Below are 25,898 nucleotides of genomic sequence, written 5' to 3'. Positions count from 1 at the left end.
TTAAAAAGGAAGCCTCTCCGTGATCGGTGGCTTCCTTTTTGATTAACTATTTTCTTGTACTTGTCGAACTCTCTTTTCAATTTCTTGAAAGTTAATAATTTTAGCTTGGCGATGAATTTCTTTTCCTTCATAGTATAAGATAATGGTCGGTGCAGAAAAAGCATTTAATTGTCCAATTATTTCTGGACTTTTATCAGCTTCTGCAATGTATGTAGGAAATTCATATTTTGTTGCAATTTTTTCGACAATCGGTTTATCAACTGTACAAACACTACAATTTTTTGCTGTCAAAAAGACGGCTTGTAGACGATTGTCTGTAATTTTTTCTTCTAATTCTTCTAATGTTGTTACATATTCCACTGAATAGCCCTCCTTGTCTTTTGTCTAAAATAACAGATTTCCTAGCAAAATAACAACTTATTTGTTTGGCTAGGAATGCTTTAACAAAAAAGTTGTCGCCCATTTCATTAATGGGAGACAACTTTTTACTGATAACCGCTTATTTATTAAAAATTTTAGGCCCTTTGCGCATGTTTTTACGATCATTTTTGGGAGTTTCCATTTTTTTAGAACGGCCACCACCTTGTTTCTTTTTAATTAATTCTAACATTTTTTCTTTTTCATTCATTTAATCCACCGCCTTTGTTAATAACGTGACAGATTCAATGTGGGTCGTTTGTGGGAAATTATCCACTGGTTGAATTTCTTTTGCTTCATAGCCACCTTCTGTTAATAATGCAATGTCGCGAGCGAGTGTGGCTGGATTACAGCTGACATAAACAATTCGTTCAGGTTGCGTTTCAATTAATGTGTTTACTAATTGACCGTCTAACCCTTTCCGTGGTGGATCCACCACCACAACATCTGGTTGCAAGCCATTTTCAACTAATTTTGGCAATAATTCTTCCGCTAAACCAGCCGTGAAAGTGGCATTCTCAATGTTGTTTAATTTAGCATTATTTTCTGCATCTTTGACCGCTTCTTCAATTACTTCAATACCGTAAACTTGCTTTGCATCTTGGGCTAAAGTTAAGCCAATCGTTCCAATCCCGCAATAGGCATCCACCACAATTTCATTGCCTGTTAAAGCCGCATACTCTTTAACTTTTTGATACATCACTTCTATTTGTTGTGGATTTACTTGATAAAATGAACGCGCGGAAATTTCAAATTTCAAATCAAAAATAGTATCTGTAATTTTTTCAGACCCATGTAATAAGATGGTTTCGTCGCCAAAAATGACATTGGTTCGTTTTGGATTTACATTTTGTACAATGCTGACTACTTCCGGAATAGCTTCCAAAATATCTGGCACAATTTTACTAATTGGGAATAGTTTCGGTGTTCTCGTAATTAGAACAACCATCATCTCCCCAGTATGGTAGCCACGACGAACGACAATATGGCGTAAGTTCCCTGTATTATCAGATTCGTTATAAGGTTTTACGCTATATTTACGCATAATGTCACGGATTTTAACAATTGCTGCATCAATTTCTGGGTCTTGAATATAGAAATGTTCCATCGGAATTAAATCATGGCTATTTTTCCGGAAAAAACCTGTTTGCAGTTGGTTGTCAATTTTACGCACGGGAATTTGTGCTTTGTTCCGGTAATGCCACGGATCGTTCATCCCAATTGTTGGTAAAACAGGGACTTCTGGCAATTTAGCGACACGTTGCATAACATTTTCGACTTGTTGCGTTTTAAATGATAGTTGGGCGCCGTACGCTAAATGTTGCAACGGACTGATCCCGACTTTTGTAAAGTTTTCATCTTTCACGGGAACACGCTGTTCACTGCTTTTTAGGACAGTCAATACTTTCCCATAACCAAAACTTTTGCCTGTTTTTAAGACTTTGATTTCAAGTTTTTCACCTGGTAAGGCATTTTCAATAAACAATGGATAATGGTCCACTTTTGCCACGCCTAAACCTTCATGCGTCAAGTCAATGATTTCTACTTCAATGACGTCATTTTTCTTTACTGGATAATTTTTCATAAGTCGCTCCTTCTTTTTATACACTTCACTCATTCTAATGAAAATACCTAAGAAAAGCAACAACGAATTTTCATGGCGATTTAGCAATTTCGTTTGAGCTTTTTAGGTAAATAAAAGAATGAGACCCTTTCCCTTAGTCAAAAAATAGCCAATGAAAGATCTTATCAACTAAATCTTTCATTAGCTATTCACGGACTACCTAGTGCTTTTCTTTTTCGGCAATCTTTCCATCGCCATCAATATCTTCGTCTGTTAGTCGTTCAACTTCTTTGACAAATTCTTTGCTGGCTTCGTTATATGCTTCTTCCTCTTCGTCTTCTGATTCTACGACAATCTCATCGCTACCAGTTAAGACAGAACCCATAATTGCATTGGACGGCAGTGCATCACCATTTGCAAAAATTTCAATGTGTTGATGCATATTTTTAAAGGTCATTGGAGCATCGCCTCCATATTCACCATCTAAATTAATCATCATTTTATTGTTCTTTTCTAACGTTTCTGCATGTAAATAGCTGGTCTTTGTATAGATTAGTCGATGATCTTCAACATGCTTTCCACCATTTAACATTAATGCAACTAAATGAAGAATCTCAAAAATATTGGCTGTTTTTACAATGATTAATGAAAACTTACCATCATCTAATTTAGCATCTGGTACGATTTGCTCGAAACCACCCACCGAGTTAGTCAGCCCTAGGAAAAACATTGATGCGTTGCCTTCGTATACACCTTCATCATATGTCATGCGCATTTTAATCGGCTTCACTCGCGGCAACATTTCGGCTCCTTTGGCTAAGTACGCTAAGTAACCAAAAATACTTTTCAACTCTGACGGAACTTCATAAGTCAGTTCCGTTAAATGACCACCCGCCGCAATATTGATAAAGTAATTTTTGCCGGCTTGACCAATATCCATTTTGACAGTTTGATTTTTTTTAATCACTTCTGCTGCCTTAACGATATTATCACGAGGAATCTTCAAGGCCCGTGCATAGTCATTCGTCGTTCCAGCAGGAATAATGGCCATTTTAGGGCGCCGCTTCAACGGAGCAATCCCATTCACTACTTCATTAATGGTCCCATCTCCACCTGCTGCTACTAATAAATCAAATCCTGCACGCGCAGCACGATGTGCTTCATTGCGTGCTGAATTTTCTTCTGGTGTGGTCGCAAATGCACTGGCTTCATAACCACATTCTTCTAAAATAGATAAAATATCGGCTAAGTTCTTTTTAACTAACTCTTTTCCTGACGTTGGATTATAAATCACTCTAGCTTTTTTCATGGTTTGCCTGCTACTTTCTTATCGTTTTGAAAGCTCTTCTTGCAATAACTTGTTAACCACACCTGGGTTTGCTTGTCCACGAGTTGCTTTCATAATTTGTCCAACAAGGAAACCAACTGCACGGTCTTTTCCGTTTTTAAAGTCATCAATTGATTGTTGGTTGTTGTCTAAAACTTCGTTAATCATTGGTAATAATTGCGCTGGATCAGATAATTGAACAAGGCCTTTTGCTTCGACAACTTCTTTAGCATCTCCACCGTTTTCAATTAACTCTTTGAACACTTTCTTCGCAATTTTCGAGCTGATTGTGCCATCGTTAATTAAAGTAATCATACCCGCTAGATTTTCTGGTGTTAGTTTAGTATCGGCTAATTCAACTTTTTCACTGTTTAAGTAAGCAGAAACTTCGCCCATTAACCAGTTTGATGCTTGTTTCGCATCTGCACCGTTTGCTAAGGTTGCTTCAAAGAAATCTGACATTTCTTTCGTTAAAGTCAAGACCATTGCGTCGTATTCAGGTAACCCTAATTCACTGATATAACGGGCACGACGTGAGGCTGGCATTTCTGGCAAACTAGCGCGAACTTTTTCAATCCATTCATCATCAATTGAAAAACGAGGAACATCTGGCTCTGGGAAGTAACGGTAGTCACTTGAGCCTTCTTTAACACGCATAAGCAACGTTGTACTAGTTGCTTCATCAAAGCGGCGTGTTTCTTGTTGAATTTCGCCACCAGATAATAGGACTTTGGCCTGGCGTTTTTCTTCATAAGCTAAACCTTTTTTTACAAAGTTCATAGAGTTCAAGTTCTTTAATTCCGCTTTAGTACCAAATTCTTCTTGACCATACGGACGTAAAGAAATATTGGCATCACAACGCATAGAACCTTCTTCCATTTTCACATCAGAAACTTCTGTAAATTGGATAATTGAACGCAACGCTTCTAAATAAGCATACGCTTCTTCTGGTGAACGCATGTCTGCTTCAGAAACGATTTCAATTAAAGGCGTACCTTGACGATTCAAGTCTACATAAGAATAGCCATCTGTGCCATGAATGTTTTTGCCGGCATCTTCTTCTAAATGCACTCGTTCAATACGAATTTTTTTCTTTTTCCCTTCAACTTCAATTTCAATCCAACCATCATGTCCGATTGGTTGATCAAATTGAGAAATTTGATATGCTTTCGGGTTATCTGGGTAAAAATAGTTTTTACGGTCAAAATGTGTTTCTTTTGAAATTTCACAGTTCAAAGCAAGAGCTGCTTTCATGCCAAATTCTAAGGCACCTTTATTCATGACAGGCAAAACACCTGGGTAACTCCAGTCAACCACATTTGTGTTGCTGTTTGGTTCTGCTCCGAAATGCGCTGGCGCAGAGGAGAAAATTTTAGAGTTGGTTTTCAATTCTACGTGGACTTCTAATCCAATGACAGTTTCAAAGTTCATTAATCGTTCCCCCCTAAAATGACTGGTTTTTTCGTATGGAAATCTGTCGCTTGTTCAAAAGCATAGGCTGCTTTATACATTGTATGTTCGTCAAAATGTTTTCCAATAATTTGTAAACCAACTGGCAAGCCTTCTGAGAATCCTGCTGGAATGGACATGCCTGGTAGTCCTGCTAAGTTGACAGGAATGGTTAAAATATCATTCATATACATTGTGATTGGATCATTGATGTTTTCCCCTAGACCAAAGGCAACTGTTGGTGTGGATGGGCCAATGATTAAGTCATAATCCGCAAAGACATTCTCAAAATCTTGTTTGATTAGTGTACGGACTTGACCAGCCTTTTTAAAGTGCGCATCATAATAACCAGCACTTAAAGAGAATGTTCCTAACATAATCCGACGTTTAACTTCTGTTCCGAAACCTTCAGAACGTGAATTAACATAGACATCTTCTAGATTTTGGACATTTTCGGAACGGTAACCATAACGAATGCCATCAAAGCGTTGTAAGTTTGAACTTGCTTCTGAAGAGGCAATAATATAATAAACCGCTACGCCGTACTTAGAATGTGGCAAACTAACTTCTTCCACCGTTGCTCCTAAAGATTTAAATGTTTCTGCTGCTTTTAATACCGCTTCACGAACATCAGGTTGTACCCCTTCACCTAAGTATTCTTTTGGTAAAGCAATTTTCATGCCTTTGATGTCGTCAGTTAAATCTGCCGTAAAATCAGGAACAGAAACGCCTGCAGAAGTGCCGTCTTTTTCGTCATAACCACTAATTGCATTTAAAGCTAAGGCATTGTCTTTAACATTTCGTGTCAATGGACCAATTTGGTCTAAACTTGAAGCAAAAGCAATCAAACCAAAACGAGACACACGTCCATATGTTGGTTTCAAGCCCACAATACCGTTGAATGCGGCTGGTTGGCGGATACTGCCACCTGTATCGCTCCCTAAAGAAACCGGGACTTGTCCGGCTGCGACAGCAGAAGCTGAACCACCAGAAGAACCGCCAGGAACTTTGGTTTGATCCCAAGCATTTTTTGTTTTCTTGAAGTAAGACGTTTCCGTACTTCCGCCCATGGCAAATTCATCCATGTTCAATTTTCCGACTGGAATCATATCTGCTTGATAGACTTTATCCATCACGGTCGCATCATAAATTGGGTCAAAATTGTGTAACATTTTTGAGCCAGCTGTTGTTAAAATATCTTTTGTGACAATGTTGTCTTTAATCCCAATTGGAATCCCAGCTAATGGATTACTTTCAGTGATGCCTTTTAAGTCAATCGCTTTGGCTAATGCCATTGCTTTTTCTTCACTAACTGTGATAAAAGAACCTAGTTGTTCTTCTGTATCTTGAATACGATTTAATGTTTCTTCGGTTAAATCAACTGCTGTGATTTCTTTTGAAACCAATAAATCATGTAACTCTGTTAACGATTTGTCGTATAATTTTTCCATTAGGCTCCTGCCTCCCCGTTATCCATAATTGCAGGCACTTTAATGTAACCATTCTCTGATTCCGGAACATTCCGCATTAATTCTTTACGGTCCATTCCTGGTGTCGCTACGTCTTCACGCATGACATTGATTGATTCATTCACATTTGAAGTAAAAGGAACCCCTGTTGTATCTACTTCTTCTAGTAATTCCACCATATCAATAATTTTATCTAGTTGATTGGTAAAGTCCGCTAATTCTTCTTCGGAGAAAGATAATTTTGATAATTTAGCGACATGTTTGACTTGTTCTTCTGTAATTGCCATAGATACCCTTCTTTCTATCATTTACTGAAATTTTCATTTTCAGATTAATCAATTGGATTGTATTTCTTTAAACAGCTTAGCACAGCTGTTCACTCTGTTCCTATTCTACCATAAAATGGTCGGATATTTTAGATGAAACCTTGAATTTCATTGATAATTTGTCGCTCGCAAAAATGATGGAAACATGTTATTATGAAAATGAAAAGAGAGATATGCAGGAACATACCTCTCTAGTAGCCACTACTAGTTATAAGAACTAGCGGCTTACTGAGTTATTGGTTTTATTTCAAACGCTTAACCGTTCAGCTCCTCAAAGCTTATGAACGGTTATTTTTGTTGTCTAAGACAAGCGCTAAGATGCCGAAGATAATGGTCACAACAAGTGTTGCAAAACCAATCATCAGTCCTAGCGCTGCTTCAACGGACAAAAACATTGCTCCTTTCGTTAAAGTAAGAAGAATTGCGCATAAGCATCAACCTCCTTTCTCAACTCAGAAAGTCCTCGTTCATATAACTTTTATGACTAAAATAAGCATACCATCAAATTACTACATAAAATCTGACAACGTTAATTTTTCTTCTTAAAAATGACTTGCATCTAACGCATCGACCATTTCTTGTTCATTCCAAACGGTCACGCCTAAGCTTTCAGCTTTGGTTAATTTACTGCCAGCATCTTCGCCAGCAACCACAATGTCAGTTTTTTTCGAAACACTCCCTGTAACTTTTCCACCAAGATTTTCAATTTTTTCTTTGGCTTCTTCGCGAGTATACTGCGTTAATTTTCCTGTTAAAACAACTGTTTTGTCTTTGAAAGGTGACTCCACTTCTGCTAATTGTTCTGTCCGGAGACCTTTATATGTCAAGTTCACTTGGGCTTTTTCCAGTTCAGCCATTAATTCATGAACTTCCTCATTTTCAAAATACGTCACAACGCTGTCGGCGATTGTTTCACCAATTGAATCCAAAGCCACAATTTCTTCCGCAGTTGCTCGACTTAAGGTTGATAAATCACCAAAATGCTCCGCTAAAATTTTCGCCGCTTTCGCACCCACATGGCGAATCCCTAAGCCAAAAATCAAACGCTCTACAGAGTTTTCTTTACTCCCTTGAATGGCAGTATAAATGTTGTTTGCTGATTTTTCTTTGATTTTATCCAAAGTCATTAATTGTTCTTCTGTTAAGAAATACAGATCCGCTACGTCTTTCACTAATCCTTTGTCATACATTTGTGCTAACACTCGTGGCCCCAAGCCATCAATGTTCATTGCGTTTCGTGAGACAAAGTGATTCAGCCCTTCTTTAATTTGCGCAGGGCATTTAGGATTAATACAACGTAACGCCACTTCCTCATCTAAATGCACCAACTCACTATGACAAATCGGACAATGTGTCGGCATTTCATAAGGCTGACTATCGGCTGCACGTTTTTCAACTAGGACTTGCGCTACTTCTGGGATAATATCGCCGGCTTTGTAAATAATAACATGATCATTTAAACGGATATCTTTCATTTGAATAAAATCTGCATTATGCAAACTTGCCCGACTAACCGTGGTTCCCGCGACTCGTACAGGAGCCATGACCGCAGTAGGAGTGACCACCCCCGTGCGCCCAATTGTCCATTCAATATCTTCCACTACTGTTTCTGCTTCTTCTGGTGGAAATTTGTAGGCAATCGCCCAGCGAGGTGCTTTGACAGTGAAACCTAATTCATCTTGCAACGCAAATTCGTTCACTTTAATCACAATTCCATCGATTTCGTATGGCAAAGTGCTCCGCTTTTCATGGTATTCTTCAATGTAGGTCCAAACTTCATCGATTGACTGACATAATTGACGTTCAGGATTGGTTCTAAAACCAATTGAAGAAAGCTCTTCTAATGCCTCAAACTGCGTCTTCGCTTTCATTGGTCCAAAGTCAGCAACTGTGTATAAAAACGTATTTAAGTTCCGTTTTGCCACAATTTTTGTGTCTAATTGGCGCAAGCTTCCCGCCGCTGCATTCCGAGGATTGGCAAAAATATCTTGGCCATTTTCTTCACGTTCTTCATTCAACGCGACAAAGGATTGTTTAGGCATGTAACACTCGCCACGAACTTCCACTGAAATGGGCTCCGTTAAACGCATCGGTACAGAGCGAACCGTTCGTAAGTTCTCTGTAATGTTTTCACCAACCGTTCCATCGCCTCGTGTTGCTCCGCGTACAAACACCCCGTTTTCATAACGTAATGAAATTGCTAACCCATCAATTTTCAACTCGCAACAGTAAGCAACGGGTTTACCAATCGCCTTACGAACACGTTCATCAAAAGCAAAAATGTCTTCCTTGCTAAATCCATCATTTAAACTATACATTGGAATGTCATGCGGAGCTTTTTCAAAACCAGATAAAACTTTACCACCTACACGTTGTGTCGGCGAATCTGGCGTGATTAAATCAGGAAACTCCGTTTCAATATCGACTAACTCTTTATACAAACGATCGTAAACATAATCTTCTACGGATGGTTGATCTTTGACATAATATTCATGGGAATATTGATTGAGTTGTTTTCTTAATTCTTGCGCACGAGTTGTCGCCGCCGTTAATGTTAATGGTTGTTGTTCCATCGTAGAACTCCTCCTCATAAGTGTAATGCTCCTATCGTCTTTTTAACACATTTACACTAAGATAGAAAATAAAAAGAATTTAACTAATGATGATTTCTCATTAAATCGCTGACCTATTTTGCATGTTAAATTTTTTCAATTGGTGCAAATGCCGCTAACAACCGTTTTATGCCTTTTTCTGGGAAAGCAATGTCCAACTCTAAGTCTTTGGCCGAACCGCCTACACGAACGACTGTACCAACGCCCCATGCTTTATGTTGGACCTTATCACCTGCTTGCCAAGAAACTTTTTCGCCACCACTTGCCACTTTGTTGCTAACTGATTTTGTAGCTGGCTGTGTATAAGCTGGTTTACTTGCGTTGGGCTTGAATACTTTAGGATCAAAGGTGCGCGCTGGAGCTTTCTGTAAATTGGCCGCCGCCCCTTGTTTCATTAAACGCTCCGCCTCAATTTCTTCTAAAAAGCGACTTGGTCGATTATATTGCGTGCGACCATATAATGTTCTCGAATAAGCATTCGTTAAGAACAAGGCTTCTTCCGCTCGAGTGATACCAACATAAGCCAAACGCCGTTCTTCCTCCAGTTCACTTTCTTCTAGCATGGCACGTGATAATGGGAAAACCCCTTCTTCTAAGCCCATTAAAAAGACCACTGGAAATTCCAGCCCTTTGGCCGCATGCAACGTCATTAAGGTTACTTGTGAAGAGCTCTCTTCTAAATTATCTAAATCAGAAACCAAGGCTAAATCTGTTAAAAAATCCGCCAATTTTGTTTCTTCGCCATTTGGATCGTCGTTGTTTTGCGCTTCAAAACGTTTATCAAATTCTTGTGTCACAGATAAAAATTCGTCCAAGTTTTCTAAGCGAGCTTGAGACTCTAAATTATTTTGCGCCATCAAAGCTTCCCGATAACCACTACGTTGTAAAGTTTCTTTCACCAATTCTGTAATCGTTAAATAGGGCACTGTTTTCATTAAGTCTTGAATCATCATGCCAAAATTACCAAGCTCTTTACCCGCTTTTCCTGAAATATTTGCCAAATCAACATTTTGGGCAGCTTCCAGCAAAGCCCAACCATGCGTATCCGCAAATAGTCGTAATTTTTCAATTGAACTTTTACCGATTCCTCGTTTTGGTTCATTGACAATTCGTTCAAAACTAATCGAATCATCTGGATTGGCAATCAAACTTAAATAAGCCAAAATATCTTTAATTTCTTTACGGTCGTAGAATTTATGTCCGCCCACCATGGTATATGGAATATTAGATTTCAAGAGCATTTCTTCCACTACGCGGGATTGAGCATTGGTCCGATATAATACCGCAAAATCACCATAAATTCGGTCATTTTCCCGCATTTCTTTTTGGATTTGGCTCACAATAAATTGTGTTTCATCCCGTTCTGTGTCTCCACGATAATAGACAATCTTTTCACCGTCTATATTTTCTGTCCACAGTTCTTTCTCGCGGCGGTTACGGTTATTTTTGATGACATCATTCGCAGCCGCCAAAATGTTTTTGGTGGATCGATAATTTTGTTCTAGCAAAATTACACTGGCATCTGGATAATCTTTTTCAAAATCCAAGATATTTTGCATATCCGCCCCGCGCCAACCATAGATACTTTGGTCGGCATCACCTACGACACACAGATTTTTGAAACGTGCAGCCAATAAATTGACTAAGGTATATTGTGCATGATTGGTATCTTGGTATTCATCCACATGAATATAGTGAAATTTATTTTGGTAGAAAGCTAACGTATCTGGTTGTTCATTGAATAAACGAATCGTATTCATAATCAAATCATCAAAATCCATACATTGGTTTTTGCGTAATTCTTTTTGATAGGCTTCATAGCATTTTGCGACAATTTCTTCATATAAGGAACCTTGCATTTCAGCAACTTTTTCAGGCGTTTGTAATTCATTTTTAGCATTGCTAATCGTACCTAAAATTGAGCGAGGATCATATTTTTTTGAATCAATATTTAAGTCGTTTAAGATGCGTTTCATTAATGTTTTTTGTTCCGATGGGTCAATGATTGTAAAATTACGGTTGTAACCAATCTGATCCACATCACGACGTAAAATTCTTACACACATGGAGTGAAAAGTGGAGACCCATACATCTTCGCCACCCGTTTCCAGTAATTTATTTACACGCTCTTTCATTTCTTTAGCAGCTTTATTGGTAAACGTAATCGCCAAAATATTCCATGGATTTACTTCTTTTTCCTCAATTAGATAGGCAATTCGATGTGTTAAAACCCGCGTTTTTCCACTACCAGCACCAGCCATGACTAACAGTGGTCCTTCTGTATGCAAAACGGCTTCTTCTTGTCGAGGATTCATTCCCTGAACCAAGGCATGTTTTTGTGTCATATTAAACGTCCTCTCTCTTTTTTCAATCTTATACAGTATACCAAAAATCCCTTTGAAGTTCTTTAGAAAAGAACAAAAAATCTTTTTCTTTTTATATGAAATTTTCTTGTAAATCAAGTCAAACCGCAGTACATTAGTAAGTAGTGATGGAGGCTAAAAATGAAATGAATAATGATGTACATGAAATTAAACAATTAGATGGTACCCGAATCGGCTTTATCCTTAAAGGCATCGTCGTCGGAATCCTGGTCGGCTTTGTTGTCAGCTTATTTCGCTTAGGCATTGAAAAAATTGGCGAACAAGTCGTGCATCTGTATCAAACGTTTCACGAAAAACCCTTTTGGATGATTCCTTGGTTCTTATTTTCTCTCGTGCTTGCTTATTTATTAGGACGACTGATCAAAAGCGAACCAGCAATTAAAGGCAGTGGCATTCCCCAAGTGGAAGGACAACTTCAAGGTCAATTAGAAATTCACTGGTTTCCAGTGCTTTGGAAAAAATTTATCGGTGGGATCTTAGCGATTAGTCCTGGGCTATTTTTGGGACGTGAAGGTCCTTCAATTCAACTAGGTGCAGTGGTTGGACAAGGCTATAGTCAATGGCGGCAAAGCACCAAGTCTGAAGAAAAAATTTTAATCAGTAGTGGTGCCAGTGCTGGTTTAGCCGCCGCTTTTAATGCACCAATTGCAGGACTTTTATTTGTTCTAGAAGAGGTTCACCATTCCTTTTCACCTTTAGTTTGGTTAACCTCTTTTTCTGCGGCCATTTCCGCTAACTTTGTTTCTTTGCATTTCTTCGGATTGCAGCCAGTTCTTTATATTGGTCCCGTTAAATCTTTGCCTCTAGAGTACTATTGGACATTAGTACTGCTGGGCGTTTTGCTAGGATTATTAGGTTGGATATATCAAAAAACATTGTTGTCCTTACCAAAAGTATATGGAAAAATCAAAGGCCTTTCTTCTAATTATTATGGTTTTGTTCCTTTTATTTTGATTTTACCGATTGGTTATTTCTTTCCACATTTACTTGGCGGTGGGAATCAAATTGTTTTAGCTTTAGGCAATCAACCGACTACGATTTGGGCTTTAGTCGGCTTACTGGTTTTACGTTTTGTTTTTTCAATGGTTTCTTACGGTTCGAATCTCCCTGGTGGTATTTTCTTGCCTATTCTAACTTTAGGTGCCATTATCGGAACATTGTATGGCAGTCTACTTGTCCAATACGTAGGGATGGATCCAATTTTTGTGAAAAACTTTTTAATTTTTGCCATGGCTGGTTATTTTACTGCGATTGGTAAAGCACCGTTAACAGCGATTATTTTAGTAACAGAAATGGTCGGCAATTTTTCTCATTTAATGTCTTTAGGGGTTGTCGCTTTAGTTAGTTATATTACCATCGATAGTCTTGGCGGCAAGCCAATTTATGAAAGCTTATTAGAACGTTTGGTTCCTTCTAAAGTAAGTAATATTCGTGGCCACAAAACGATTATTGAATTACCTATCACTGCAGAAAGTTCCTTAGATGATACGATGGTACGTGATTTTGTCTGGCCTAAACAAATGTTGCTCACTTCCATTCGCCGTGGTGAATCGGAAATTTTAACACATGGTGATACTGTTATGCATGTTGGCGATGTGCTCATTATTTTGACCGATGAAAAACTCGCTTACCAAGTCAAAAAAGAGATTTATCAAAAAACTTTACCGAATGATTTAGTGAATTAAAGAAAGCTGCTGAACCTGAGTTCAGCAGCTTTCTTTTTTTCTTATGACTGTTTTTTAATTTTTTTGAATGTTTTTGACCGTTTTAGATTGATTAGCGTTTTCATTTGTGCTATTATATCCATGAAATGAGGGATGAAAATGCTTACGGAAGAACGACATCAAAAAATTTTACAATTGTTAGATCAAAAATCAGTCGTCAAATCGCAAGAACTTGCTAGCTTGTTCAATGCTTCAGAATCCACAATCCGCCGCGATTTACAAGAATTAGAAGACGCCAATTTGTTAGAACGCATTCACGGCGGCGCTAAGCGTATTCTTAATTTAGGCTTTGAACAAAACATGACGGAAAAATCAATCAAAAACACGCACGAAAAGCAAAAGATTGCTTCTTTAGCCGCTAGTTGTGTCCAAGATGGCGATATGATCTATTTAGATGCTGGTTCAACCACGTTAGAAATGATCCCTTTTTTAGTTGGGAAACAAATCCATGTAGTGACGAATTCCGTGCATCACGCTGCAAAACTTAGCGATATGGAAATTCCCACTATTATGCTTGGTGGTACTTTGAAGCTCTCCACTAAAGCAATCATTGGTGCCACTAGTATGGAACAGCTACAACATTTTCGTTTTAACAAAGCTTTTTTAGGAACTAACGGCGCACATTTAGAGTTTGGTTTAACGACGCCTGATCCCGAAGAAGCAGCGCTAAAAGCCTTGGCTATTCATCAAGCAGAAACAGCCTATGTTTTACTGGATCATACAAAATTTAATGAAGTAACGTTTACCAAAGTGGAAGAATTAGAGTCAGTTACTTTACTAACTGACTACTGCCCTGCTGAATCGCTTCAAGGATTCCAGCAAAAAACTATTTTAATGGAGGCAAACAAATGATTTACACAGTGACTTTAAACCCTTCTATCGACTTTATCGTTCATGTCGATCATCTACAAATTGGTGATTTAAATCGGATGACGAATGATTTTAAATTACCTGGCGGCAAAGGAATCAACGTTTCACGTATTTTAAAACGTATGGAGACAGAATCCACTGCCTTAGGTTTTTTAGGTGGTTTTACAGGCTCATTCATTGCCGATTGGTTGAAAAAAGAAGAAATCCAAACGAATTTCACTCCCGTGTCTGCTGATACACGAATCAACATTAAATTGAAATCAGATACTGAAACAGAAATTAACGGCTTAGGACCTGCTCTAACAAACGAAGAAATTCAAGAACTAAAACAAGCAGTTAGTCGTGTTCAGGCTGGTGATATTGTTGTTCTTTCAGGAAGTACACCTGCTTCTCTACGCAAAGGATTTTACGAAGAGTTAATCCAAATTGTGAAGGAAAAAGGCGCAGAATTTGTTATTGATACAACAGGTGAAGATTTAATGAACGCTTTGTCACAAAAGCCTTTATTGGTCAAGCCAAATAATCATGAGTTGGCAGAATTATATCATACAACCTTTACAAGTGTTGAAGACATTTTACCTTATGGACATCGGTTACTAGAAGAAGGAGCGCAACACGTAATTATCTCAATGGCTGGTGATGGTGCATTACTTTTCACAACAGAAGGTGTTTATCGTTCCAACGTTTTAAAACGTCCACTGAAAAATTCTGTCGGCGCTGGCGACTCAATGATTGCTGGTTTTATTGGCAACTTTTCAAAAACACAAGATCCTTTAGAGGCTTTCAAATGGGGTGTCGCTTGCGGTAGCGCGACCGCATTTTCTGATGATTTAGCCTCAGAAGATTTTATCCAAGAACTTATTCACGAAGTAACAATTGAAAAAATTTCAGAATAAATCCACTAAGGGAGGAAAATAGAGTGAACATTAATGATTTATTAATAAAAGATGTCATGATTATGGATTTACAAGCTACTGATAAAAAAGGCGCGATTGATGAAATGGTCCAAAAATTATACGATGGTGGCCGCATCTCTGACATTGACACTTACAAAGAAGGAATTTTAAAACGCGAAGCACAAACATCGACTGGTTTAGGCGACGGCATCGCTATGCCTCACGCAAAAAATAGTGCCGTAAAAGAACCGACAGTTCTTTTCGCTAAAAGTAAAAAAGGGGTTGATTATGAAGCACTAGATGGACAACCTACTTATCTATTCTTCATGATTGCTGCTCCAGAAGGCGCCAATGATACACATCTCCAAGCACTTGCGGCCCTTTCTCGATTACTTATCGATCCAGACTTTGTTGGCAAATTGAAAGAAGCGGAAACTCCAGAAGCAGTCCAAGCTCTTTTCCAAGCAGCAGAAGATCAAAAAGAAGCGGAAGAAAAAGCAGAACAAGAACAAACAACGCCAGCACCAGAAAGCAATCGTAAATATATTATTGCTGTGACTGCTTGTCCTACAGGAATTGCTCACACTTACATGGCTGAAGATGCACTGAAGAAAAAAGCAAAAGAAATGGGCGTAGACATTAAAGTAGAAACAAACGGTTCAGAAGGAATTAAAAATCGTTTGACTGCTGAAGATATTGCTCGTGCTGATGGCGTAATTGTCGCAGCCGATAAAAAAGTAGAAATGAATCGTTTTGATGGTAAAAAATTAGTCAATCGTCCCGTCAGTGATGGAATTCGTAAAACCGAAGAACTAATTAACTTAGCCATTAGTGGTGAAGCTCCTACTTTCCATGGCAGTGACTCGGCTGCAAGCGACCAAGAGGATTCAGCGGAAGGTTCAATCGGTTCTCGTATCTATAAAGATTTAATGAATGGTGTTTCTCATATGTTACCTTTCGTTATTGGTGGCGGAATTGCCATTGCTCTTTCCTTTATGATTGATCAATTTATCGGAGTTCCTCAAGATCAATTAGCCAATTTAGGGAATTACAATGACGTAGCTAGCTGGTTTAACCAAATTGGTGGCGCAGCATTTGGCTTTATGTTACCTGTCTTAGCTGGTTTTATTGCTTCTAGTATTGGGGATCGTCCAGGCTTAGTTGCTGGTTTCGCCGCTGGTGCGTTAGCAAACGCTGGAGGCGCTGGGTTCCTTGGGGCCCTAATCGGTGGTTTCTTAGCTGGTTATGTAGTGGTTCTTTTACGTAAAGTCTTCAAAGGCTTGCCAAAATCATTAGATGGAATTAAAACCATTTTATTCTATCCAGTTTTTGGTTTGATTATTACGGGCTTATTAATGTTAGTCATTAACATCCCAATGAAAGCAATTAATGATGCGTTAAATCATTTCCTACTTGGCTTAGATGGCACAAATGCAGCTTTACTTGGTGCTTTATTAGCTGGTATGATGGCCATCGACTTAGGTGGACCAGTTAACAAAGCTGCTTATGTTTTCGGTACAGCTACGCTAGCAAGTACTGTTGCAGAAGGTGGCAGCGTGGTCATGGCTTCTGTAATGGCTGGCGGAATGGTTCCTCCATTAGCAATTTTCGTAGCAACTCGTTTATTTAAAAATAAATTTACAAAAGATCAACAAGATGCCGGCTTAACCAATATTGTTATGGGCCTTTCTTTTGTCACTGAAGGGGCAATTCCTTTTGCAGCAGCTGACCCATTACGTGTGATTCCAAGTTTCGTGGTAGGTTCTGCCTTTACTGGTGCGTTGGTTGGTGCGTTTGGTATCAAATTATTGGCACCACATGGAGGAATCTTCGTCGTCTTCCTATTAAGTAATCCATTACTATATCTATTGTTCATCTTAATTGGGGCGATTATTTCAGGAATTGTCTACGGACTTTTGAAAAAACCTGTCGAAGTACCTGCTTAAAAAAAACAGCAAAAAAGCGATTCAACCATTGTTGAATCGCTTTTTTATTATAGAATTACTAACTATACTATATTCTTTTTTGAGCTAACTTCTTTACTCTTAGATATTGTGCTCGTGAATCTTTGGCCTCTTGTTTCATGGTTGGATAAACTTTTCTTATATCATTAGCAGTAATAAAGAAAAAAATGATTGTAATAATCCTTAATACTAATACAACATACAAAATTAATTCAATTATCACAAAATTTGCCCCTCCAGCTATAATTGCACCAAAGAAAACAAGTAAAAGGAATACAGCTATTGCCTCCGTTACATAGACTAGTACAGGTGCAACATATTTTCTTTTAGGTAATTTTTCTAACTTGCTCACTCCCATGTTCGCAATAAGTGTAGTAACAAATAAGACCGAGCCCCACGATTTATTGGTTTCAACTCCTAAAAATCCAAAAATAAAAATGACCATAAGGATTATTGGAATTGCTAAATAAAACCCATACATCTGATACGGTCTACTTCTATCTTTCATTTCTTGTTTTGCTTTTTTCACAGTTTCTTTCATATACAACCTACACTCCACTTCTTTTTTTCGTAAAGTATCTCATTGAAAAATTAAAAGTATATGTAATCAAATAGATTATTTTTAAGATACAATTTTTCATAAGACGCTGCTTTTTTCACTTTCTTAAATACACCAATTTTGTTTTTTTATCACTTCCCCGTTGCGTTGTCTTTGGCAGTTATTTTCCCTAATCTTCCTCCCTTCCAATTTTATAGTATTAAAGAATAATAAGTCATCAAAGTATTGATCTTTCTAGTTACTTGTTCTTTTGATAAGTATTTAGAACATATCACTGGGGTGCATCCACATAAAAAAATCATTACATAACCATTATATTCTAATTTTACCAAACTATTTTATTAGTTAAAAATGCAAATTCGCATATTCTTAATAATTTAATACAAAAAAACAAGCTCTTTTAAAAGAACTTGTTTTTTTACTTCCCTATATTATTTTCTCTTTATCGCATAATTTTCTAAATACTCAGGATTTCCTTTGCTTCTGATATACGTGTACACGCCCATCACAAAGGCCCCAAGGGTATTGGTAAATAAATCCCCCATCGTATCCATCAAAGCAGCACGCCCAATAAATGGTTGGCCGTTGGACATATTATAGCGTTGTAAGTTCATGTTTCCTAATGAATCGCAGATAAATTCCCAGAATTCCCAGAAGACGCCACAAAGCCCTGCAAATGCAAACCCAAATAATAAAAATAACCACGGGGAAACATCGGCGTACTTCGTTTTCTTCAATAGGAAAGCAGCAATACCATAACCCACAGCAGTTAACAGCATCGGACTAACAAAGTGTAAAATTTTATCCCAGAACGAAATGATTGAAATCATATGCAACGAGGTTCCTAGGAATACTGAAATAAACAAGAAAAACCAGTAAAAATAAACGATAGTCGGTGGCATAATAATTTTTAAAAATTTATTGACAAGATCCGGTAAAAAGATCAGCCCAATTCCAAGTAAACATTCGATAACAAACGTCACACCTTGTTTTGTTGAATACTTAGCCGTAAAAAATTCCCAGAGATTGTACGTCAAGCATAAGATGCCAAACACCACTAATCCATATTTAATTTTCGAATAATTTTTATCCATTTTGACACACCCTTTCAAAAGTTATTTTATATGAAAAAAACTGTAGATGAAAGACACCTTCCATCTACAGTTTTAGAAAACTCTATCGAATGAAGAGCTTATTAAAAATGTTTATTTTTCAACAGCTGTTTCAGTAATTGTTTCAACAGCACGTTTCATACGAATATCGTGTTCTAACATGTCGTTGTTTAATACTTTACGTACTTGCGCTTCAGGCATGTTGTATTGTTCTGCTAAATCTTTCACTTCAGCATCGATGTCTTCTTGTGTTACTTCGATGTTTTCAGCTTTGGCAACTGCTTCAATCACTAAGTTTGTTTTTGTGCGTGTTTCTGCTTCGCCTTCAAATTGTTTGTGTAAATCTTCTTCTGTAGAACCAGTTAATTGGTAGTACATTTCAGGAGAAATTCCTTGGCGTTGCATGTTGTTTAAGAATTCATCCATTGAACGGTGAACTTCGTCGTGAACCATTACGTGTGGTAATTCAACGATTTCAGCATTTTCAACAGCTAAACGAATTGCTTCTTCGTCTTTTGCTTCTTCAGCTGCTGCTTCTTTTGCTTCTGTCAATTCTTTACGGAATTTTTCTTTTAATTCGTCTAATGATTCTACTGAATCGTCAACGTCTTTTGCAAATTCATCATCCAATTCTGGTAATTCTTTTGCTTTTACTTCATGAACAGTTACTTTGAAGACTGCTTCTTTACCAGCTAAATCTTCTGCTTGGTAATCTTCAGGGAAAGTAACGTTTACTTCTACTTCTTCGCCAGCTTTTTTGCCAACTAATTGGTCTTCAAAGCCTGGAATAAATGAATTAGAACCTAATTCTAATGAGTAATTTTCGCCTTTGCCGCCTTCAAATGCTTCGTCGCCTAAGAAGCCTTCAAAGTCGATAACTACAGTGTCGCCATTTTCAGCAGCGGCATCTTCTTTGATTACTAATTCAGCTTGAGATTCTTGTTCGCGTTTCAAACGTGCTTCCACGTCTTCATCTGTTACTTCACGGTCTTGTTTAGACACTGTTAAGTTTTTGTATTCGCCTAATTTTACTTCAGGTTTTACAGTTACTTCAGCAGTGATAACCCAGTCTTCCCCTTTATTCATGCTTTCAACATCAATTTTTGGTTGTGCTACTGGTTCAATTCCTGCTTCTAAAACAGCCGCTTCATATGCTTCTGGTAAAACAGCGTTTAACGCATCTTCGTATAACGCTTCTTCTCCATACATACGGTTAAAAACAGTACGTGATACTTTTCCTTTACGGAAACCAGGTACGTTTAAGTTTTTTTTCACTTTATTGAACGCTTGCGTTAATCCTTTTTCGATTACTGCTTGTTCGATTGAAAAAGTTAATACACCATCATTAGTGCCTTTTTTTTCCCATTTCGCAGACATTTGTTTCCCTCCGAATAACATTTAATTTTATACATCAAACTTTATTTATGCATACCTTTAAATAGTACACTATCCCTAGGAAAATGTAAATATTTTAAGTGCTAAGAAGTGAAAGAAAGACTCGATTTTTAGCAAACTATCAGTTTTTTAATTTTTTCGGATTAAAAAAGCATAGAATTTCGAGAAATTTCCTTCTTAAAATCCTAAAAGATTGTGAACAAAATATCTTGTTCATCATCGGATGTAATCGCTTTACTTTATGAATGGCCCATTATAGAATGTATGTACTCAATATTTACGCATTATATATTTTCATCATTATACATATAATATCAAAAAAAGGAGAGGATGGTTTTGAATAAGTTCGTCTGGGGAATCTTTTCTTGCATCATATCATGGCTTTTTTTATCGCTGACTCAACCTTTGATAGCTCATTCTGAAACACTGAACCCTACAACTCACGCCTCTACTTTTAGTGAAACATTTACCTCAGTTTCAACAGAACAACAAACAACTCAAGCAACCGATATTGTGGAACAAGAAACCGAGCAAACCCATGCTTCCTCTGAAAACGATGAACCTATGGCACCTACGCCAGCTAGTGTTTCTGTTGGTAATAGCACCTTAAAAAGTACCTTAAGCACGGGAACGTATAACCAAGATATTATCACACTTTCGTATGAATACAGTGTGACACTTATCGGCTTAGCAATTAATGATCGACCGATTATTGCTATTCAACTTCCTACAGAAATTTCAAGCCAGTTAGATAACGACACTCTAAAGCAACAAGATTTTCTGACTCTTTTAACAGGGACTGTCAGTTATCCAGGAACAGCCACTCAAGATATTCACAGTTCAACTAACGGCGTCAGCCTCTCTTATAGTAGCACTTATCATTCTGTTTATCTGACTTTTCCAAGTAGCACCTTGGTGTTACTTCCCGGAACCAAATGGTCTGCCGCCATTTCGTTTGATGTCGGCGCACTTTATAAACGAGGAATTTCAATCCCTCCTGCTCTTAACGGCAAAGACTATCCGATTCGAGGAACCTTTACAGATGTTGGCACTGGATTAGGTGCAATTAATATTATTATTGGGAATAATACAAAAACAGGCGTAATTAGCAAAGCTCAACTTAGTTTAGGGAATTATCCCGTTCCTCAAGTCACACCAGCCAAACTAACTCAATCAATTCATCTGGACACTACTGTAACAGGGACCATTCAACAAGTACAAGACCCAAACTATAACTACTCTGTTCAATTAACCTTGAACCGCCATGATGGCACCACTACCCCCATTGTGGTGAAAGGGATTTCTGTCGATGCAGCCGGAAATTTCTCGATCTCTTTAGCTTCACCATTAGAATATGGCGACACGCTCTCTACAATTGTCTTTGCTCGTTCAAAAACGTCAACCGACTATATTCAAAGCAGCCCCTCAGCTGACCAAAGTGTCAATTGGTCAATCCAACCAGTCACAAACGTAGTCGCCAATGCCGGCTCAACTCAACTTTCAGGTAAAGCTTCTCAAGCATCTAACGGAACCTATCAAGTTAAAGTACAAATAAATGGTGGTTCTATTTCCACAACGTCCTTAGATTCCAATGGCCATTTTCAATTTGCTAATTTACCCACTTTCCAAGGAGGAGAAACGGTCAGCTTGTGGGTCCAAGGGCTCAGCAATCGCACTGGCCTGCCTTTGCTAACCAGTTCTACTGTTTCTCAAACAGTTGCTTATCCTGTGCCTCAACTAACGGTCACGCAAATCATTGAGCGGAAAAATGCACAAGGGCTCTGGGAAGCTGCAAACTCTGTCGTAAGTGGTCAAATCATTCGTTTTACGTTAACCACACGTTTAACCAATCAACCAGCAACGTGGATGAATCAGCAATTACGAGCAACGGTGCCTAAAGGACTGTCCCAACTTTCAGCTGCTACATTAACAAAACAATCAGCAGCAGGTTTAAGTACGCCAATAGCTGGGCTTCAACTTTTAACTGATAGTTCCACTGGTTTGCCGTATTGGAGTTATCATAATTCGCTGCCAGCAGATAATTTTACGGAAGCCAATACACAATTCACCTTACAATATACAGCAACGGTTACAGAAGAATGGATAAACCAATTTCTTTTATTTTCTAGCACGGTTACTGGCAATGATGGTGGCGGAACGCCAATTACGCCAATCACTAAGGAACAGTCTTTACCTATCAAAAACGGTACCCTCCGTTTTGTGCAGATGCCAACTACAGTTTCCTTTAAAAATTTACCTTTTCCCAGCAAACGAACCATATACTCACCATCGACCATCAGCGCTCCTTTCCTCATTGCCGATGGTCGTGTTGCAAAAACACCATGGCATTTGTTGGTAAGAGAGAGTCAGCCCATGCATTCAACTTCTACAAATAAAACGATCCAGCAAGCTTTCATTTATCGAAAAAATGGCAGTGATTTTCCTCTCTCCTCTTTAGCAACCGAAGTTTATCAATACACCGCAACGGACGATAACAATGTAGAAATTCCTTGGAACCAACAAAATGGACTTTTTTTAAGCGTTGCTCCTGACCTTAATTTAACGGTCAAAGAATCTTACACTGCCGAATTACAATGGATTCTTTCTGATACACCCCTCTAATTAGGCTTTAGCTTTTTTAAAAGTTAAAAATAAACAAGAAAGAAGGAATAAAAAATGAAAAAGATCGTGCGCATTTCAAGCATTTTGTTCGTTGCTACGCCTCTTATGCTTTTAAATAGTCCAAAAGTTGAAGCAGCTCAAGTCGCTTCTATTCAATCCAACGCTGATATTACGTTTGCTCTTGATAATACTGTCACGCCACCTGTCAACCCGACGAACCCTTCTCAGCCTGTGACACCTAATCCTGCTGATCCTCATCAACCTGGTACAGCCGGACCCCTTAGTATTGACTATGTTTCAAATATCCATTTTGGATCAAAACAAATTCAAGCCGGTACAGCAATCTATTCGGCACAACTAGACCAAGTGCAAAATAGTACTGGCGATTTAATTAGCGTGCCAAACTATGTTCAAGTAACTGACAAACGTGGTCTAAATCTTGGCTGGAAATTATCAGTTAAACAGAGTGCGCAATTTACTACAAGTGATTCAACACCCGCTGTTTTGGATAATGCTTCCTTGACCTTTTTAGCAGCAACACCCAATTCAACACAGTTACTTTCTTTGGCGCCATTAACGGTCCCAGTAACCTTGGATCCAACTGGTGCCGCTACTTCTCCTGTGGCGACTGCCGCTCTTTCAACAGGAATGGGCACTTGGACATTAGCTTTTGGTAGCGGAGCGACCGCTGCTCAAGGCATTCAATTAACTGTTCCTGCGACAACGAAAAAAGTTGCAGCTAAACAATATAAAACAACGCTTACTTGGATTTTGGATGATACACCACTTTAAAAGAAAACAAACAAGGTATTGCATGAAACAACTTCATGCAATACCTTCTTATAAAAAATTATCAAAAAGGAGTGCACACTATGAATCAGCAGCTTTTTAAATGGCTCCATGCTATTAGCGTCATCATTTTTTTATTTTTTATTGGCTCTTATTCTGTAGAAGCAAGCGAAATGACTTTTTCTGTAAAAGCCATTTTACCCGACAATCAACGAACCAAAGAAACAAGTTATTTTGATTTACGTGTCGCTCCAAACCAAACACAAAAGCTACAAATCGAACTAACGAATCAAACAGCCAACGACATTACCGTGCTAGCTTCAGCCAATGCAGCGATTACTAATGATAATGGCTTGGCAGATTATTCTCATGCTGAAACAAAAAAAGATCCATCTGCACCTTTTACTTTTAATGAGATTGCGCAATTGCCAAAAGAAATCCACCTACCTAAACACTCAACCAAGACTGTTGAATGTCAGCTTACTTTACCGGAAAAACCATTTAATGGTTATGTTTTAGGAGGACTCTACTTTGAACAAAAGTCAGATGAACAACCTGCTCACTCAGAAAACGGCGTGGCCATCAATAATCGTTTTTCTTATGTAGTCGGTGTCTTACTTAGTGAAACAGATGAACCTGTTCAGCCAGAATTATCTTTAAATGAAGTAAAAACCGATCAAGCTAACGGTCGTAACCGCGTATTAATGAATCTCCAAAACAAACAAGCGGCTATGATTAAAAAATTACAAGTCGATGCCTCTTTATATTATGAAAAAGAAGCTAAACCTCGCTACGAAAATCACCAAGAGTCGTTAACAATGGCCCCTAATACAAATTTTAATTATCGGATTGACTTAAAGGAACAACCTTTTGTTCCTGGAAATTATACTGTAAAAATCAAAGCAAACGATGGCTATCAAGACTATTCGTGGGAAAAACACTTAGTCATCCAAGAAAAAGAAGCTAAAAAATACAATGCTACCGCCGTCAACCTCCCACCTGAAAAACACACCAATTTCCCTTGGAAACTAGTGAGTAGCATCACGCTGGTTTTTCTATTCATTTTGGGAAGCACGATTTATTATTTCAAGAAAAAAATACGTGAAGCGCAACAATAAAAAAGCACATCGACAATTTGAACTGACCCAATAAACTGAGACAAAATAAAAAAGCACCTCTTGTTGAATTCACGTTAAAATGAATTTAACTAGGAGGTGCTTTTTCAATGGGAAATCGAGTTTCTTATCCGATTCACATCAAAGAAATGGCTATACAGATGAAAAAAGAGAATATTCCTGTAAAAATAATTATGGCAGAATTAGGAATTAAAAACAAAACACAAATTGAAACATGGTGGCGTTGGTACCGTAATGGCGAGAATCATCGTCTGGTTCAACCCGTTGGAAAACAATATGCTTATGGAAAAGGTCCAGAAATTCTATCAAATGAACAACAGCTTAGAAATGAAAATAACTATTTAAAAATGCATATTGAGGTGCTAAAAAAGTACAAAGAATTGGAAAGGACGTGGAGCCAGAAATATTTGTAGAATTAGTTAAAAAAATGAAAGGAAAAATAACCATTACTGCATTGTGTCAACTTTTCGGCGTTTCGCGAGCTACTTATTATCGTTGGACTCATCGAAAAGACTTGGGAAAGTTAACACCTCTTGAAGAAGCTGTTCGTCGACTTTGCTTCCAACATAAGTTTCGATATGGCTATCGAAAGATTACTGCGTTGATTAATCAGGAATACAAAGTAAACAAAAACACCGTACAAAAGATTATGCAGAAATATCATTGGAATTGTCGCGTGAAAATGAAGAAACGCAGTAAAGTGGGACAACCTTACACGGTTGTCGAGAACAAGCTAAATAGACAATTTTCTTCAGACGCTCCTTTAAAGAAATTGGTAACAGATATTACTTATCTGCCTTTTGGTCAAAAGCAATTGTATTTGTCTTCAATTATGGATTTATACAATGGTGAAATTATTGCCTATACCATCGGTGATAAGCAAGATACGGCTTTTGTTCTGGATACACTTGATCAATTGCCCCAAACAACGGATTGTCTATTGCATAGTGATCAGGGCTCTGTTTATACTTCTTTTGACTACCAGAATCAAATAAAAACAAAAGGCATTACCATGAGTATGTCCCGCAAAGGGACACCTTCAGATAATGCCTGCATCGAATCGTTTCATGCCTCACTAAAGTCTGAAACGTTCTACTTAGATGGGCTCACAAATGAACCTACATCTATTGTAATAGAAATTGTAAAAAAATACATTACTTATTATAGTGAAAGTCGAATTCAACAAAAACTAGACTACCAATCGCCGATAGATTATCGGAAATCAGCAGTCTAGGAAAATGCTTTTTTATTCCTGTCTCACAATCTTAGGTCAGTTCCAATTG

At 38.0% G+C, this 25,898-nt stretch carries 22 protein-coding genes; 9 read left to right on the top strand and 13 right to left on the bottom strand.

The genetic code is table 11. From position 1 onward, the window contains the following. Positions 1–42 precede the first annotated feature (42 nt). The 8 genes from IGJ04_RS11225 to IGJ04_RS11190 form a co-directional block, all read right to left on the bottom strand. A complete protein-coding gene (locus IGJ04_RS11225; protein WP_002355583.1) occupies positions 43–360 on the bottom strand; it encodes a thioredoxin family protein in 318 nt (105 codons plus the stop codon). Positions 361–499: 139 nt separating this feature from the next. Next, complete coding sequence (locus tag IGJ04_RS11220) at positions 500–628, bottom strand: hypothetical protein (protein ID WP_002355577.1); 129 nt, start codon at positions 626–628, stop codon at positions 500–502. Further along, on the bottom strand, positions 629–2,002 hold the full coding sequence (gene rlmD / locus IGJ04_RS11215; protein WP_438840220.1) for a 23S rRNA (uracil(1939)-C(5))-methyltransferase RlmD: 1,374 nt from the start codon (positions 2,000–2,002) through the stop codon (positions 629–631). A gap of 199 nt (positions 2,003–2,201) precedes the next feature. Beyond that, positions 2,202–3,290 (bottom strand): diacylglycerol kinase, encoded by a 1,089-nt coding sequence (locus IGJ04_RS11210; protein ID WP_002383001.1) that lies wholly within the window; start codon positions 3,288–3,290, stop codon positions 2,202–2,204. A gap of 18 nt (positions 3,291–3,308) precedes the next feature. Continuing rightward, positions 3,309–4,739, bottom strand: coding sequence for an Asp-tRNA(Asn)/Glu-tRNA(Gln) amidotransferase subunit GatB (gene gatB / locus IGJ04_RS11205; protein ID WP_002358703.1), 1,431 nt, complete (start codon positions 4,737–4,739; stop codon positions 3,309–3,311). After that, complete coding sequence (gene gatA, locus IGJ04_RS11200; protein ID WP_113803181.1) at positions 4,739–6,208, bottom strand: Asp-tRNA(Asn)/Glu-tRNA(Gln) amidotransferase subunit GatA; 1,470 nt, start codon at positions 6,206–6,208, stop codon at positions 4,739–4,741. The genes gatB and gatA overlap by 1 nt, the downstream gene beginning before the upstream one ends. Next, positions 6,208–6,513, bottom strand: a complete 306-nt coding sequence (gene gatC, locus IGJ04_RS11195; protein WP_002355569.1) for an Asp-tRNA(Asn)/Glu-tRNA(Gln) amidotransferase subunit GatC — start codon at positions 6,511–6,513, stop codon at positions 6,208–6,210. The genes gatA and gatC overlap by 1 nt, the downstream gene beginning before the upstream one ends. Before the next feature lie 317 nt (positions 6,514–6,830). Next, positions 6,831–6,917, bottom strand: coding sequence for a hypothetical protein (locus IGJ04_RS11190; protein WP_306173767.1), 87 nt, complete (start codon positions 6,915–6,917; stop codon positions 6,831–6,833). On the opposite strand from IGJ04_RS11190, the gene IGJ04_RS11185 reads away from it, so the two are divergent. Beyond that, positions 6,883–7,098, top strand: coding sequence for a hypothetical protein (locus tag IGJ04_RS11185; protein WP_002382998.1), 216 nt, complete (start codon positions 6,883–6,885; stop codon positions 7,096–7,098). The genes IGJ04_RS11190 and IGJ04_RS11185 overlap by 35 nt on opposite strands. On the opposite strand, the gene ligA is transcribed toward IGJ04_RS11185, so the two are convergent. After that, positions 7,095–9,125: an NAD-dependent DNA ligase LigA gene (gene ligA, locus IGJ04_RS11180; protein ID WP_438840219.1), complete on the bottom strand. Its 2,031-nt coding sequence runs from the start codon at positions 9,123–9,125 to the stop codon at positions 7,095–7,097. The two genes, IGJ04_RS11185 and ligA, sit on opposite strands and share 4 nt — an antisense overlap. A gap of 125 nt (positions 9,126–9,250) precedes the next feature. Further along, the gene (gene pcrA / locus IGJ04_RS11175; RefSeq protein WP_438840218.1) at positions 9,251–11,509 is read right to left on the bottom strand and encodes a DNA helicase PcrA; all 2,259 of its coding nucleotides are present in this window, start codon (positions 11,507–11,509) and stop codon (positions 9,251–9,253) included. A 164-nt stretch (positions 11,510–11,673) separates the two neighbouring features. Here pcrA and IGJ04_RS11170 point away from each other — a divergent pair, with 164 nt between their 5' ends. The 4 genes from IGJ04_RS11170 to IGJ04_RS11155 all read left to right on the top strand — a co-directional run bounded on the left by IGJ04_RS11170 (position 11,674) and on the right by IGJ04_RS11155 (position 16,984). Then, positions 11,674–13,233, top strand: coding sequence for a ClC family H(+)/Cl(-) exchange transporter (locus tag IGJ04_RS11170; RefSeq protein ID WP_033625954.1), 1,560 nt, complete (start codon positions 11,674–11,676; stop codon positions 13,231–13,233). Positions 13,234–13,371: 138 nt separating this feature from the next. Beyond that, on the top strand, positions 13,372–14,124 hold the full coding sequence (locus IGJ04_RS11165; RefSeq protein WP_002381250.1) for a DeoR/GlpR family DNA-binding transcription regulator: 753 nt from the start codon (positions 13,372–13,374) through the stop codon (positions 14,122–14,124). After that, the gene (gene pfkB, locus IGJ04_RS11160) at positions 14,121–15,038 is read left to right on the top strand and encodes a 1-phosphofructokinase (RefSeq protein WP_002363177.1); all 918 of its coding nucleotides are present in this window, start codon (positions 14,121–14,123) and stop codon (positions 15,036–15,038) included. The genes IGJ04_RS11165 and pfkB overlap by 4 nt, the downstream gene beginning before the upstream one ends. 23 nt (positions 15,039–15,061) lie before the next feature. Further along, positions 15,062–16,984 (top strand): PTS fructose transporter subunit IIABC, encoded by a 1,923-nt coding sequence (locus IGJ04_RS11155; RefSeq protein ID WP_002382993.1) that lies wholly within the window; start codon positions 15,062–15,064, stop codon positions 16,982–16,984. A 67-nt stretch (positions 16,985–17,051) separates the two neighbouring features. Here IGJ04_RS11155 and IGJ04_RS11150 read toward each other — a convergent pair whose 3' ends face one another. The 3 genes from IGJ04_RS11150 to tig form a co-directional block, all read right to left on the bottom strand. Further along, the gene (locus tag IGJ04_RS11150) at positions 17,052–17,543 is read right to left on the bottom strand and encodes a hypothetical protein (RefSeq protein WP_438840217.1); all 492 of its coding nucleotides are present in this window, start codon (positions 17,541–17,543) and stop codon (positions 17,052–17,054) included. A 449-nt stretch (positions 17,544–17,992) separates the two neighbouring features. After that, the gene (locus IGJ04_RS11145) at positions 17,993–18,655 is read right to left on the bottom strand and encodes a hypothetical protein (protein ID WP_002355557.1); all 663 of its coding nucleotides are present in this window, start codon (positions 18,653–18,655) and stop codon (positions 17,993–17,995) included. Positions 18,656–18,766: 111 nt separating this feature from the next. Further along, positions 18,767–20,050, bottom strand: coding sequence for a trigger factor (tig, locus tag IGJ04_RS11140; RefSeq protein ID WP_002355556.1), 1,284 nt, complete (start codon positions 20,048–20,050; stop codon positions 18,767–18,769). Positions 20,051–20,398: 348 nt separating this feature from the next. On the opposite strand from tig, the gene IGJ04_RS11135 reads away from it, so the two are divergent. The 4 genes from IGJ04_RS11135 to IGJ04_RS11120 all read left to right on the top strand — a co-directional run bounded on the left by IGJ04_RS11135 (position 20,399) and on the right by IGJ04_RS11120 (position 25,849). Continuing rightward, on the top strand, positions 20,399–22,690 hold the full coding sequence (locus IGJ04_RS11135) for a hypothetical protein (RefSeq protein WP_071646575.1): 2,292 nt from the start codon (positions 20,399–20,401) through the stop codon (positions 22,688–22,690). Positions 22,691–22,744: 54 nt separating this feature from the next. Then, positions 22,745–23,482: a WxL domain-containing protein gene (locus IGJ04_RS11130; protein WP_438840216.1), complete on the top strand. Its 738-nt coding sequence runs from the start codon at positions 22,745–22,747 to the stop codon at positions 23,480–23,482. 35 nt (positions 23,483–23,517) lie between these two features. Further along, entirely contained in the window at positions 23,518–24,597 is a 1,080-nt protein-coding gene (locus IGJ04_RS11125; RefSeq protein WP_164548297.1) for a DUF916 and DUF3324 domain-containing protein, read from the top strand. Between the two features lie 107 nt (positions 24,598–24,704). Next, positions 24,705–25,849, top strand: a protein-coding gene (locus tag IGJ04_RS11120; RefSeq protein WP_113821027.1) for an IS3 family transposase whose coding sequence is annotated in 2 segments (ribosomal slippage) — positions 24,705–24,978 and positions 24,978–25,849 — 1,146 coding nt in all. Because the reading frame shifts where the segments join, the coding sequence is not laid out codon by codon here. The last annotated feature ends 49 nt before the right edge of the window (positions 25,850–25,898 follow it).

The organism is Enterococcus sp. AZ050, assembly GCF_051715085.1.
Lineage (GTDB): Bacteria > Bacillota > Bacilli > Lactobacillales > Enterococcaceae > Enterococcus > Enterococcus faecalis.
This window is presented reverse-complemented; position numbering and strand designations above follow the sequence as displayed.

What these genes read in the sequence shown, in the direction of transcription:
- IGJ04_RS11220 (WP_002355577.1), bottom strand. Translation starts at nt 628, where the DNA reads ATGAATGAAAAAGAAAAAATGTTAGAATTAATTAAAAAGAAACAAGGT.
- rlmD (WP_438840220.1), bottom strand. Translation starts at nt 2,002, where the DNA reads ATGAAAAATTATCCAGTAAAGAAAAATGACGTCATTGAAGTAGAAATC.
- IGJ04_RS11210 (WP_002383001.1), bottom strand. Translation starts at nt 3,290, where the DNA reads ATGAAAAAAGCTAGAGTGATTTATAATCCAACGTCAGGAAAAGAGTTA.
- gatB (WP_002358703.1), bottom strand. Translation starts at nt 4,739, where the DNA reads ATGAACTTTGAAACTGTCATTGGATTAGAAGTCCACGTAGAATTGAAA.
- gatA (WP_113803181.1), bottom strand. Translation starts at nt 6,208, where the DNA reads ATGGAAAAATTATACGACAAATCGTTAACAGAGTTACATGATTTATTG.
- gatC (WP_002355569.1), bottom strand. Translation starts at nt 6,513, where the DNA reads ATGGCAATTACAGAAGAACAAGTCAAACATGTCGCTAAATTATCAAAA.
- IGJ04_RS11185 (WP_002382998.1), top strand. Translation starts at nt 6,883, where the DNA reads ATGGTCACAACAAGTGTTGCAAAACCAATCATCAGTCCTAGCGCTGCT.
- ligA (WP_438840219.1), bottom strand. Translation starts at nt 9,125, where the DNA reads ATGGAACAACAACCATTAACATTAACGGCGGCGACAACTCGTGCGCAA.
- pcrA (WP_438840218.1), bottom strand. Translation starts at nt 11,509, where the DNA reads ATGACACAAAAACATGCCTTGGTTCAGGGAATGAATCCTCGACAAGAA.
- IGJ04_RS11170 (WP_033625954.1), top strand. Translation starts at nt 11,674, where the DNA reads ATGAATAATGATGTACATGAAATTAAACAATTAGATGGTACCCGAATC.
- IGJ04_RS11165 (WP_002381250.1), top strand. Translation starts at nt 13,372, where the DNA reads ATGCTTACGGAAGAACGACATCAAAAAATTTTACAATTGTTAGATCAA.
- pfkB (WP_002363177.1), top strand. Translation starts at nt 14,121, where the DNA reads ATGATTTACACAGTGACTTTAAACCCTTCTATCGACTTTATCGTTCAT.
- IGJ04_RS11150 (WP_438840217.1), bottom strand. Translation starts at nt 17,543, where the DNA reads ATGAAAGAAACTGTGAAAAAAGCAAAACAAGAAATGAAAGATAGAAGT.
- IGJ04_RS11145 (WP_002355557.1), bottom strand. Translation starts at nt 18,655, where the DNA reads ATGGATAAAAATTATTCGAAAATTAAATATGGATTAGTGGTGTTTGGC.
- tig (WP_002355556.1), bottom strand. Translation starts at nt 20,050, where the DNA reads ATGTCTGCGAAATGGGAAAAAAAAGGCACTAATGATGGTGTATTAACT.
- IGJ04_RS11135 (WP_071646575.1), top strand. Translation starts at nt 20,399, where the DNA reads ATGGTTTTGAATAAGTTCGTCTGGGGAATCTTTTCTTGCATCATATCA.
- IGJ04_RS11130 (WP_438840216.1), top strand. Translation starts at nt 22,745, where the DNA reads ATGAAAAAGATCGTGCGCATTTCAAGCATTTTGTTCGTTGCTACGCCT.
- IGJ04_RS11125 (WP_164548297.1), top strand. Translation starts at nt 23,518, where the DNA reads ATGCAATACCTTCTTATAAAAAATTATCAAAAAGGAGTGCACACTATG.